This is a genomic window from Anaerosolibacter carboniphilus, from assembly GCF_014205875.1.
Lineage (GTDB): Bacteria > Bacillota > Clostridia > Peptostreptococcales > Thermotaleaceae > Anaerosolibacter > Anaerosolibacter carboniphilus.
Map to the genome: position 1 here is coordinate 99872 of NZ_JACHEN010000008.1, position 13159 is coordinate 113030.

A 13159-nucleotide genomic window follows, 5' to 3' on the forward strand; every position below is an offset into this window, starting at 1 on the left:
ACTGACGAAAATTGAGCGGAGGGATATAAGATGGATTTGATTTTTTCAAAGAGAAATATGGAGATTATCTTGGACTATGTAGGGGAGGGAATTCAGATCATTGATCCCAGGGGGAGAATCATCTACTATAATCGAACGGCTGCGGAGCTGGACGATATCAATAAAGAGGATACCATTGGTCGGCACATACTGGAAATCTATCCTTCCCTGTCTCCAGATACCAGCACCCTTTTACAAGCTATCCGTACGGGAAAGCCTATTTTCAATAATCAGCAAACCTTTATCAACTACAAGGGAAAGAAAATTACCACCATCAATTCATCCATTCCCATCACCTCCAAAGGAAAAATTGTAGGTGCCATCGAGATCTCAAAAAATATTACCGATGTGAAGGAATTGTCTGAGAAATTAGTGGATCTGCAAGAGAAGCTTTACAAGGATCAAGACAGGAAGAATCGAAAGGAAAGCAGCGGTGCCATCTATACCTTTACAGACATGATTGGGCGGAGCAAAGCGATACTGGATATAAAGGCCATTGCCTTGAAGGCGGCCAAGACAGCTTCTCCCATTCTGGTATACGGAGAGACTGGGACTGGAAAAGAGCTCCTTGTGCAGGCCATCCATAATGCCAGTAATCGAAGGGACAAATCCTTTATTGCACAGAACTGTGCAGCGTTACCAGGAGCACTTTTGGAGGGAATTCTTTTCGGCACTGTGAGGGGCGGTTTTACGGGGGCAGAGGATCGGCCGGGATTATTTGAATTGGCGGATGGGGGGACCTTGTTTTTAGATGAAATCAACTCCATGCCCCTGGAGCTTCAAGTGAAACTCCTGCGTGTGCTCCAGGATGGCACGATCCGCAGGGTAGGAGAAGTGAAAACGCGACAGGTAGATGTGCGGATTATTGCTGCCACCAATACAGAACCAGAGACTTCTTTGGAGAACAAAGAACTTCGACGAGATCTGTATTATCGCCTCAATGCAGTGGAATTGTGGGTACCAGAATTAAAGGAACGGGCAGATGATATTCCCCTATTGGTGCACTACTTTATTGATAAATTTAATCATCTATTTGATCAGCGGGTAAGGGGAATCTCTGAAAGGGCGCTGGCTCTGTTAAAAAAATATGATTGGCCCGGCAATGTACGAGAGCTGGAGCATGTAATTGAGGGTGCCATGAACTTGATGGAGGGAGACGAAATCACGTTGGAGAGTCTGCCGCAGAAGTTTCGATATCTCCAACAAGATGCTGGGGAAGTCCGACGAAATAAAGGGGACCATTCTCTCAAGGATGCAGTAGAAGCCTTGGAGAAACAAATGATTGCCCAGTCCTTAGAAAACTGTGATTGGAATGTGAGTCATACGGCAGAGGAATTAGATATACCTAGACAAACGCTCCAATACAAGATACGAAAATATGATTTAAAAAGGTAGAAATTTGTAGGGAACGACACCCTCGTCGTTCCGATAGAAACATTGATTGGAAACAGCGGAACGGTGAGGGTTGTTCCCTACATAAGTACAGGTTTTCACCTGTTGTAGGGATGGACGACCCTGTCCATCCACAAATAATACTAGAGTATGTGCCGAAAATTGGGCGAATATTATCGATAATGATAGCCGTTTAATTGTCATCAATAACATAGTTTGGGATATCGTTTTCCTGCTGGAGATATTGAAAAATACAGCTTTGACTGTGGCAGCTAGCGACTGGCGACCGTCGACTGCATATTTTGGCATGCTCCTTGCAACATTAGGGACTGGAATTTTAAAAGATAATTTATAAAAAATAAAATATAGGGGGAATACATGATGAAAAAAGGATGTCCTTATGGAACACACAGAGTCATTGAACCAGCAGGAGCACTACCACAGCCTGCAAGAAAGATTGATAACAACATGGAGATTTTCGACAATGAGATCCTTATCGATGTACAGACATTGAATATCGACTCCGCAAGCTTTACACAAATCAAAGAGCAAGCAGGTGGAGAGATCGAAAAAATTAAGGAAATCATGCTAGGAATTGTTGCAGACAGAGGGAAACATCAGAACCCAGTGACTGGTTCAGGCGGAATGCTGATTGGAACTGTAGAAAAGATCGGCGCTGCTTTAGAAGGAAAAACAGATCTAAAGGTGGGAGATAAGCTGGCAACCCTAGTATCTCTTTCCCTAACACCATTAAGAATTGATGAAATATTAGAAGTAAGAAAGAACATAGATCAAGTGGATATCAAAGGCAAGGCAATTTTATTCGAAAGCGGTATCTATGCAGTATTACCTAGTGATCTACCTGAGAATCTGGCGTTGTCTGTGCTAGACGTGGCAGGTGCACCTGCACAAACGGCAAAATTGGTAAAGCCTGGAGATACAGTTTTAGTAATCGGTGGCGCTGGAAAATCTGGTATGTTATGCTGCTATGAAGCGAAAAGAAGAGCTGGTGTTACAGGTAAGGTTATCTGCCTTGGCAGCAGCGAGAAGAACTTAAATAGAGCAAGAAAAGCAAACATAGCAGATGTTTATATCTCTGCTGATGCGACAAAACCTGTGGAAGTAATGGAAAAGATTGCAGAGATCACCAATGGTGAAATGACAGATATTACAATTAACTGTGTGAATGTTCCTGATACAGAAATGACGAGTATTTTGGCTACAAAGAAGGATGGGTTGATCTACTTCTTCAGCATGGCAACCAGCTTCACAAAGGCAGCTTTAGGCGCAGAAGGCGTAGGTTCAGATGTAACCATGATCGTAGGAAACGGCTATACAAAAGGCCACGCTCAAATCACACTGCAGATTATGAGAGAAAGCAAGGAATTAAGAGAGATTTACGAGGAATTGTACGCTTAGGAGAGTTTAGTAGATAGTGGTTAGTAGTTAGTGGTAGTTTGAGTAAGGCTTTGAAGGTTTCAAAACCACTAACCACTAACATCCAACCACTAACAATAAAAGGGGGAATTATAAACAATGAGACACTACAGCGAGATAGAATTATGGAAAAATGTCACAGACGAGCAGTGGAATGACTGGCATTGGCAGGTTCAAAACAGAATCGACAATGTGGAGGATTTAAAGAAAGTAGTGAACTTAACCCAGGAGGAAGAGGATGGGATTACGAAATCCTTGGAGATCCTAAGAATGGGAATTACCCCATACTATGCACTACTTATGGATAAAGACGACCCGAACTGTCCTGTAAGAAAGCAAGCAGTACCGACTATGTCTGAGACCTGTAAAAGCGACGCTGATATGGATGATCCACTCCATGAAGACACAGATTCTCCTGTACCAGGGTTAACCCATAGATATCCAGACAGAGTGCTGCTGCTGATCACAGATATGTGTTCCATGTACTGCCGTCACTGTACAAGAAGAAGATTTGCAGGGCAGCAGGATGACGTGATGCCAATGGACCGCATCGATGCAGCCATTGAATATATCCGAAATACACCAGTGGTAAGGGATGTATTGTTATCTGGCGGAGACTGCCTATTGGTAAGCGATGATCGTCTAGAATACATCATCAGCAAGCTTAGAGAAATTCCTCACGTGGAAGTAGTACGATTAGGTTCAAGAACACCGGTGGTGTTACCACAAAGAATCACACCAGAATTGGTAAACATGATGAAGAAATACCATCCAATCTGGTTAAATACCCATTTTAATCATTCTAAGGAAATGACACCAGAAGCAAAGAGAGCCTTGACGTTATTGGCAGATGCAGGGATTCCATTAGGAAACCAATCTGTACTGTTAAGGGGTGTAAATGACTGTGTCCATGTGATGAGGGATCTAGTACACAATTTAGTGAAAATGAGAGTAAGACCTTACTATATCTATCAGTGTGACTTATCTGTAGGTATTGAGCACTTTAGAACACCAGTGGCCAAGGGAATTGAAATCATCGAAGGCTTAAGAGGCCATACTTCAGGTTATGCAGTACCAACCTTCGTTGTAGATGCACCAGGCGGTGGCGGAAAGATTCCTGTAATGCCTCAATATATGATTTCCCAATCATCAGACAAAGTGATTCTGAGAAACTTTGAGGGCGTAATTACTACTTATACGCAACCTGAGCCATACAAAGATGAATGCCATTGTCCTGTATGTAAAGGAGAAAAAGCCCATAAACTAACGGGTGTAGGCGGCCTGCTGCAAGGAAACCAAATTGCATTGGAGCCAGCGAATTTGGAAAGACATCAGAGAGGGCATCACGAGTAAGAAGTTAGTGGATAGAGGTTAGTAGTTAGTAGCGAAAAGCGGTTAGGATTGTTTTTTTAGAGTTGATAATGATGAAAGTATCTTTAGATATAAAGAAGAATCATAGCTCAAAAGTTCGACCCCAAAACCACTATCCACTAGCGACTAACCACTAACCTTCAGGAAAGGTGGAAGCAATGTGCAGTTAATGGATCTCATACAAGACAAGTATCGGATCATCTCTGTGGTAGGGATGGCGAAGAATGCAGGGAAGACCATGACCCTCAATGCCCTGATCGATGAAGCCATGGAACTGGGGATTCGCTTAGGCATTACTTCTACAGGAAGAGATGGGGAAAAACAGGATATTGTAACCTTTACGGAGAAGCCATTAATCTATGTAGATGAGGGCACGTTGATTGCAACCACCGAGGAAACCATAAAAAGTGCTGAAGCTAAGCTAGAAATACTGGAGGTTACTGACCAACGGACAGCCATGGGCAGAGTCATCATCGCCCAGGCAAAGACGCCAGGTCATGTTCAGATTGCAGGACCGGGAAACAATAAAGAGATGAAGGAAATAGCAGATAGGCTGTTGGTATTAGGGGCAGAGGTCGTTGTCGTAGATGGGGCCATTGACCGTATTGCCGCAGCCTCTCCTGCTGTCACCGAGGCCACTCTATTGGCAACAGGTGCTGTACTGAGCAGAGATATGGACCAAGTGATGGAAAGGACTATCCATCAGACACGACTTTTTTCATTGCCTAAGCTAGAGGATCTATTGGCAAGGGAGATTGCAGAATCGATCCTGGAAGACAAGGGGGTTTGCATCATCAACGATGCTTATGAAGTAGAAACCCTTGAAATCAAAACAGCCTTGGGAAGTGGCAGAATGATCGGTGGGGCGTTTTGCGAGGATACCCAGTACGTCATCATCGGGGGCTCTTTGGTAAGCAGAACCCTAAAGGATATCATGGAATGCACAAGTCGATACAAACAAGTGGTTTTTGTGGTGAAGGATGCCACCAAAATTTTTATTGAACCAAGGGATTGGATGTACTTTATGAAAGCAGGGATACAAATTCGTGTCATGGAAGAAATCCATACCCTGGCTGTTACCATCAATCCCTATGCACCCCAGGGATACTTTTTCCAGCCCCAGGAGTTTTTAGGGAAAATGAGGCAGTTTCTGAGCCCTATTCCAGTGATTGACGTGGTGTTAGGTGGTGAATAAGGATGCTTTTATCAGAGCGTGTTTTGAAAAACTTAGAAATAGATTATATTTTTAACCGTTTGACGGTCTATACACCCTATGGAGAAGCCTTGAAGAGGGAAATGCGACCCTTTATGTTCTGTGATCGGAAATCTTTGGGGGAGGAACTGGACAGGATTGAAAGGGTCGTTGCTCTGATTGAAAAGGATCGATATACCTTCGTAGAGATGCGCAGCGTATTTAAGCATATAAAGGATTTAAGGGGTTCCTTTCAGAGGGCAAAAGAAGAAATTACCCTGAGTTTGGTGGAGCTTTTTGAGATCAAAACTTTTGTGGGGATGTTGGAGAAACTAACTCACTACCAAGAAAAATTAAAATGGGATTGGCCGGAGTTTTTAAAGGTTCGCCCTATTTTGGGTTTAAAAAAACTGTTAGATCCCCAGGAAAGCGGGATCAATACCTTCTATATTTATGACGAGTATTCCGAGAGGCTAAAAACCTTAAGAAAGTGTATGGGAGAAGTAGAAGGGGAGATCAACCGAGAGAAGCTTCAAAGCCGGGAGCGAGTACAAAATCAGCTAAACGTGAAGCTTCGACCCAACGGAGAGCTTACCATCAATAAGAGCAACAAGGACCTGATGAATGAGCTTGAGGGCTGTGAAGGTTTGACTTACAGTTCTGAGACCTACATGAATATCACCTATAAGGTCAAAATGGATGAACAGGTAGAAGCACTGATGAAAAAGCTGGAAGACTACAAGCTTCAGGAAGAGGAAGAAGAATTAAGGATTCGTCAGCAGCTAACCGTTGAGATTAAAAGCTATATGGATGAGATCCATCACAATATTCATGCCATCGGAGCTTTGGATTTGCTGGTAGGAAAAGCCTATCTAGCCATCGGAATGGACGGGACAAAGCCTGTACTGGTAGAGAAAGAGGTCATAGAAATTATCGAAGGAAGGCATCTGAAGGTGGAGGATTCCCTCGCCAAGCAGGGAAAAGCCTTTACGCCCATCACTGTGAGGCTAGAGCATGGCGTTACCTGTATTACAGGGGCAAATATGGGCGGCAAGACGATTTCACTCAAGCTGATTGGCTTGCTGACGGCCATGGCCCAGTATGGATTGTTTGTGCCGGCGAAGGAGATGCGTTTTTCTCCAAAGGAGTATATCTTCTTTTCCGTGGGTGATTTACAATCGGTGGATATGGGACTCAGCACCTTTGGAGCAGAGATCCTGGAAATCAAAGATATTCTCCAACGGGCTGATGAGAGTGGTCTGATCTTGATTGATGAGTTGGCCAGAGGGACCAATCCTGCGGAAGGATATGCCATTTCCAAGGCGATTATTCAACATCTAAAGGAAAAATTAGCCACTGCTATCATTACTACCCATTTTGACGGGCTAGCCGATACAGAAGGTATCGTCCATCTTCAGGTGAGGGGTCTTGTGGATGTAGATTTCAACCTGTTAAGGGAGCAAATGGGAGATACTGGGGAGTTGGGGATTGAACTGGTTCATCAGTATATGGATTACCGCTTGGAAGTCATCAAAGATGAACGAAAAATTCCAAGGGATGCTTTGAATATTGCAAGACTCATGGGATTACAGGAAGAGATATTGAAAGAGGCAGAAAGATATTTGGAATAAATTCTGTTAGTGGCTAGAGGTTAATGGTTAGTAGTTTAAAAGCAAGTGTTGAGCATTTGCTTTTGCTACTAACGTCTAACCACTAACGACTAACCTAACAATTGGAGGGAAGAGGATGCAAAGCAAATTAAATTTAGATCAAGGATTGATTGAAAAGGCAAGGAGCTCAGCGCGACGCATTGCTGAAGATACACAGCAATTTATTGATCGTCATACAACGGTGACGGTGGAGCGTGCTGTGGCGAGATTGTTAGGCATTGATGGGGTAGATGAAATCGAGAAGCCACTCCCAAATGTTGTGGTAGATAATATCAAGGAAGGTGGCGGCCTAGCCCAGGGTATTACTTACTGGATTGGAAATGCCATGATTCATACAGAGAAAAATCCTCAGGAGATTGCCGAGATGGTGGCCAGTGGACAACTGGACTTAACCAAGGTGCCTGTAGCTGATTTTCATAAAATTCAAGAAGTGATCACACCTATCGCCCAGAAGATGGTGGATCGCATCAAGGGAAATCGAAAAGACAGAGAGAATTTCCTCACAAATTTAGGAGAAGGCAGAAAACCTTATCTTTATGTAATTGTTGCCACAGGAAACATCTATGAAGATGTACTCCAGGCACAAGCTGCTGCAAGACAGGGCGCAGACGTGATCGCGGTAATCAGAACGACAGCACAAAGCTTATTGGATTACGTGCCTTATGGTCCAACGACGGAAGGCTTCGGTGGTACCTATGCAACCCAGGAGAACTTTAGAATCATGAGAAAAGCCCTGGATGAGGTAGGACAAGAAGTAGGCCGTTATATCCGACTATGCAACTACTGCTCAGGTCTTTGCATGCCAGAGATTGCTGCCATGGGTGCTATGGAAAGATTGGACGTTATGTTGAATGATGCACTATACGGCATTTTATTTAGAGATATCAACATGCAAAGAACGCTGGTAGATCAATATTTCTCCAGAATTATCAATGGATATGCAGGAATCATCATCAATACAGGTGAGGATAACTACCTAACCACAGCCGACGCCGTGGAAGAAGCCCATACCGTATTGGCATCCCAATTCATCAATGAGCAGTTTGCATTAAAAGCGGGAATTCCAGAAGAGCAAATGGGATTGGGTCATGCCTTTGAAATGAATCCAGATATTGAAAATGGATTTTTACTAGAACTTGCCCAAGCGCAAATGGCAAGGGAGATTTTCCCAAAGGCACCATTGAAGTACATGCCGCCTACAAAGTTTATGACGGGAAATATTTTCAAAGGCCATATTCAGGATGCATTGTTCAATATGATTTCCGTTATGACAAATCAAGGCATTCAGTTATTGGGTATGTTGACAGAGGCGATCCATACGCCGCTGTTACAGGACAGAGCGCTATCCATTGAGAATGCAAAATATATCTTCAACAATGCCAGAAATTTTGGAGATGAGATTGAATTCAAGAAGGACGGTATGATCCAGAAAAGAGCTCAGGAAGTTTTGAAAACTGCAGCGGATATGCTGGAGGAAATCGAGAAAGAGGGTCTGTTCTCTACCATTGAGCAAGGAAAATTTGCTGGTGTGAAGAGGGCGATGGATGGCGGAAAAGGACTTCAGGGAGTTACCCAGAAGCATGAGAAATATATGAATCCATTCGTAGCATTGATGTTGGGAGGTGTAAGATAATGGCGATCCAAAAAGTAGATTTGACAAAAATTAAGCCCTATGGAGATACCATGAATGACGGTATGGTGCAGTTATCCTTTACCTTACCCGTTCCTTGTGGAGAAGAGGCCAAAGAAGCTGCCAGACGTCTTGCACTGAAAATGGGATTAGAAGAACCTGCCGTGGTCCATGCGGAAGACTTAGGGGTAGGCTATACCATGTTTGTCATGTACGGCAAGTGTCAGCACACGGTGGACTATACTGCCATCGAGGTACCAAAGGTGGATGTGGAAGTCATGGACAAATATGAGGTAGAGCACTACATCGAAGAAAACATCGGCCGTGATGTGGTGATCGTGGGGGCATGTACTGGTACCGATGCCCACACCGTTGGTATCGATGCTATCATGAACATGAAGGGTTATGCTGGCCACTACGGCTTGGAAAGATACAAAGGCATCAAGGCATACAATCTGGGAAGCCAGGTTCCCAATGAGGAATTCGTAGCAAAAGCCATTGAGTTGAATGCCGATGCATTATTGGTATCTCAAGTAGTTACTCAGAAGGATGTCCATATTCCAAACCTTACCCAGTTGGTAGAACTTTTGGAAGCAGAAGGCATTCGAGATAAGGTGGTTTTGGTCTGCGGCGGTCCTAGGGTCAACCATGAACTAGCCAAGGAATTGGGATATGATGCAGGTTTTGGTACCGGCTCCTATGCTGAAGATGTGGCATCCTTTGTGGTTACAGAAATGACCAAGAGAAATCTAGTGAAGAAATAAGGAATTGTTAATTTTTAGAAATAGATAAAAAGATCAGTGATGAAACTGGTCTTTTTTTTACGGAAAGAACTAGAAATATGGGAAAATATGTTATATTATGTAATAAAACGAATTATTTAGAAAACTCTTACAATTTCACAAGGAAGGTGGGATATTTTGAACAAAGGGATTGGATTTATTATTTTGTGTTTTTTTATTATTTTTATCTCTTTATCCTACGGTGAAGGACAGACAGTATATCAAGAAGTGTACTACGATGCAGTGAGAAAAGATAATTATTTTGATAGCATTACAGAAGCGTTAAGCCATGTGGCAGAGAATGGAACCCTTTATATCTGCAAGCCTATCAGAATTACATCTCAGTTGAAATCACTTAAAATTGATAAAGCCATGACCATCAAGGGAGAGAGCAATCAAGAGAAAAGTATCATCATTGAAGGCGGTGGTACAGGCCCTGTATTTAATCTTGGTAACACAGTATCTTCTTTTCGACTTGAGAACATCTATGCAGTGGGGGTCGGAGCGGCTGTGGTCAAAGGGCATGGTGAGTGCATAACCATCATAAATTGTAATTTTGAAGATTGTATGCCCATAGATATTACATCGGCAAAGGTGAAGGAAATCGTATTGGATGGGAATAGGGTGATTAGAGCCTATACTTCAATACGTCCAGCCAGCTATGGAGCAAAAGTCGCCGTGAAGAATAATTATTTTGGGGTGACGGGTGGTGAAGCGCGAGGACTTAATATAGAAAACTGTGAAGTATTTATTGAAAACAATCGCTTCAATGGTGTTAGCTTGAATGTATATGACGGAGAGAAGGCCCTTGGGCTCATTCAATACAACACTTTCGAACGTGACGGAAGAAAAATCATGGTGACTGAAAATGATCAAAAACTTCATTTTCAAAATAATAAAATCTACAAGGATGCAGGACAAGTATACTATAGAGGAAATGGAACCATAGATTTTACAAAAAACTGGTGGGGATCCAAAGAAGGACCTAAGGAGGGTGTGATGGATGGAAATATCGACTACAGTAATTGGGCGCTTTTCGAGGATTTCAGAAGATATCAGAAAGACTCATATACATTGACAGACCTTCAAGACGCATACGATCACCTGAAAAAAGATGCAAATGCCGACAATTGGATCTATGACATGGATAAGAACAATCATATCAATTTTTTGGATATCATAGCCATCACAAGAAGTATTTCTGAGTAGAAAGGAGGAAATCGGGTGAAGAAAAGATATAGATTCGGGGTAGGATTCATTTGTTTTTTACTCTTCTCTTCCGTAGTCTACGGGATGGAGCCTAGCCTTGAAATGAAGGTGAGCCAAGAAGAGATCATGCTGAATGAAACAGTGAATATAGTAATCACGGCAAAGGATATCGACGGAATAGCAGGGAGCGATATCCTTTTGTATTATGATAAAACAAAATTAAAGCTCATCGTTAAAGAAATCAAGCTGGAACAATCTGATAGGGTGGATTTGCAGGAGATCATAACAGGTATAGAGGATGTGCCTGGAAAAGCAAGAATTTACTTTGGTCTGAAAAAGGATAAACCACTATTGCGGGGAGCTGAGAAAATATTGGCCACACTAGCCTTTGAAGCTATTGGTATGGGAAATGCCGAAATCAAAATGGATCCAACGAGCCAGTTGGTGAAGGAAATAGTTCATGAAACAGAGATCAGCTATGATTACGCAAGTCCTGTGTTATCTCCTCCAAAGCAAATCCGTATAATAATTCCTAATACCCCAGTACCAGAGGAGCCTAATGATAATCCAAGCGATGACCCCACCGAGGGCTCGAATGAGAGCCCTAATGATGATGGCTCTATTGATGAGCCGAATGATGAGTCCGATGAGAATGACAATCCTCCCAAAGACGCTGTGGATAGAGGCGATCGATTACAGGACTCTCTTGGGAATAATGGGGATAAGTTAATGCTTCAAGCCTTAGATATCCACAGCATCGATCAAAATGGATTAAAACTATGCGGCTCAATCTATTGGATTGATAATCCCAACGTATTGAAGGAGATCACGCTCCCCTATCATGGAGATGATCTGAATATGAAGAGATTGGGCATTTATTATTATCACGAAAAGAAACAAAAGTGGATCTATTTGGGTGGAAAAGTTCATGGAAATACTTTAACAGTAAGCCTGATAAACCACAACATTAACTTTAACAAATTGGCAGTGCTGGAAGATAGAACTTACCCTGGCTTCACCGATATTGTAGGTGAAGATATGAGCGCGGATCTAGTAAAAGTATTAACATTAGGCATTATAAAAGGGTATGAAGATTTAACGCTAAGACTAGACCAAACCATGTCCAGAGAGGAATGGATTACGGCATTCATTCTTGCTTTAGATACACCATTAAAGGAAGGTGAGGACGATTTAAGTTTTGAAGAGGTGTCACCGTGGGCGCAAGCCTATATTCGAACTGCCTTAGCGCTAGAACTGATAGGCGATACCTCTGTCAGAGGACATGAAAGACTTATGGCAAAAGAAGCGGTTGAAATGTTAGATAAAGCAGTAAGCAGGATGGCAGAGCTTGAAGAAAAGAAAGTTTTTAGATTGGAGGAAGAAATAGAGGGAGACCCATTGTTGACAAGGAGACAAGCGGTTCAGTTGCTGGCACAGCTGCTGAAATATCTTTATGTTTAAAAACAGATGTAGGAGGGGCTGAAGTCCCTCCTACAGAATTTCAAAAATGATTTTCTAATGTTCGGTATAATCAACAATTTTATTTCTATCCTTGTCATATTCATAAGTGGCGACACGGGCGCTTTCTTTGTCATAGATATATACAGTGATATTTTTGTTAAATTGTTTTTCGATTTCTTCGCATATCTCTAAGATAAATTCACGGAAATCTGCGCGGTCACGATCTTTCCAATTCTTAGAGGAACGATAAAAATCTACATCCATTCGTACACGAATATCTCCATCGGAAGATTGAGTCAAGCGGTATTCAAATTCCATGTCCACATCATCATCATGATAACGATCGTAGTCTTCTTCTAAAATTTCCTCTACACGATCTAATGCAGAGCTGGAAGAAAGATTATCACTAGAACTGGTTCCTTCTCTGTACATAGACAATTCCAGCTCCTTTAACTGTAATTGATACTTTAAATCGTTAATTTCTTTATTTTTGCGATCTAGATCATATTTTAAAGTGCTTAGTGTAACGCCGCTATTCGAGGATGTTAGAGTCATGGTTTTTGTTTTGTCATTCCATTTCCTGTCGAAACCAAGGCTGTCGGCTATGTCCTCAACAGGGACATAAGTACGATCGTTATAGATAAAAGGACTACTGGAGAAGGTCAAAGCCCTCCCATCCACATTGACTTTAATATCATAAAACCATGCGACGATGGTTTGGCCAACGCTTTTACCAAAACCCAAGGATGTACTAAAGAGAAACATCAATAGAATCATCCCAAGGATGGTTAATCTCTTTTTCATATATGCACCTCCAAAATTTTCCCATTTTATGCTTCTATTGTATCACAAAAAAAGGGGACCTCTCAATAAAAATGAAAAAAAGAAAAAAATAGGAAAAAAGTAGGGATTTTGTAGAAAAATGATAGATTCATTAATGACAAGAAAAGGAGGAGGTGTTACGATAAAACTAAAG

10 protein-coding genes are annotated in these 13159 nt (G+C 42.2%); 9 read left to right on the top strand and 1 reads right to left on the bottom strand.

Features of this window, described 5'->3' with window-relative positions; all coding sequences use genetic code 11:
* The first annotated feature begins 30 nt into the window (after positions 1-30).
* From HNQ80_RS08110 to HNQ80_RS26430, 9 genes are all read left to right on the top strand, one after another.
* A complete protein-coding gene (locus tag HNQ80_RS08110; RefSeq protein WP_184309988.1) occupies positions 31-1434 on the top strand; it encodes a sigma-54 interaction domain-containing protein in 1404 nt (467 codons plus the stop codon).
* A 378-nt stretch (positions 1435-1812) separates the two neighbouring features.
* A complete protein-coding gene (kdd, locus tag HNQ80_RS08115; protein ID WP_207726919.1) occupies positions 1813-2850 on the top strand; it encodes an L-erythro-3,5-diaminohexanoate dehydrogenase in 1038 nt (345 codons plus the stop codon).
* 117 nt (positions 2851-2967) lie between these two features.
* A complete protein-coding gene (gene kamA, locus HNQ80_RS08120; RefSeq protein WP_184309991.1) occupies positions 2968-4221 on the top strand; it encodes a lysine 2,3-aminomutase in 1254 nt (417 codons plus the stop codon).
* A 187-nt stretch (positions 4222-4408) separates the two neighbouring features.
* Complete coding sequence (kamB, locus tag HNQ80_RS08125) at positions 4409-5434, top strand: lysine 5,6-aminomutase reactivase subunit KamB (RefSeq protein ID WP_207726922.1); 1026 nt, start codon at positions 4409-4411, stop codon at positions 5432-5434.
* 2 nt (positions 5435-5436) lie between these two features.
* Positions 5437-7062, top strand: a complete 1626-nt coding sequence (kamC, locus tag HNQ80_RS08130) for a lysine 5,6-aminomutase reactivase ATPase KamC (protein ID WP_184309995.1) — start codon at positions 5437-5439, stop codon at positions 7060-7062.
* A 115-nt stretch (positions 7063-7177) separates the two neighbouring features.
* The gene (gene kamD / locus HNQ80_RS08135; RefSeq protein WP_184309997.1) at positions 7178-8734 is read left to right on the top strand and encodes a lysine 5,6-aminomutase subunit alpha; all 1557 of its coding nucleotides are present in this window, start codon (positions 7178-7180) and stop codon (positions 8732-8734) included.
* On the top strand, positions 8734-9495 hold the full coding sequence (kamE, locus tag HNQ80_RS08140) for a lysine 5,6-aminomutase subunit beta (RefSeq protein WP_184309999.1): 762 nt from the start codon (positions 8734-8736) through the stop codon (positions 9493-9495). The genes kamD and kamE overlap by 1 nt, the downstream gene beginning before the upstream one ends.
* A gap of 156 nt (positions 9496-9651) precedes the next feature.
* Positions 9652-10722, top strand: a complete 1071-nt coding sequence (locus HNQ80_RS08145; protein WP_184310002.1) for a hypothetical protein — start codon at positions 9652-9654, stop codon at positions 10720-10722.
* A 15-nt stretch (positions 10723-10737) separates the two neighbouring features.
* Entirely contained in the window at positions 10738-12183 is a 1446-nt protein-coding gene (locus tag HNQ80_RS26430; RefSeq protein WP_184310004.1) for an S-layer homology domain-containing protein, read from the top strand.
* 54 nt (positions 12184-12237) lie between these two features.
* Here the strand turns inward: HNQ80_RS26430 and HNQ80_RS08155 are convergent, their stop codons facing one another.
* Positions 12238-12987, bottom strand: coding sequence for a copper amine oxidase N-terminal domain-containing protein (locus tag HNQ80_RS08155; RefSeq protein WP_184310005.1), 750 nt, complete (start codon positions 12985-12987; stop codon positions 12238-12240).
* Positions 12988-13159 lie beyond the last annotated feature (172 nt).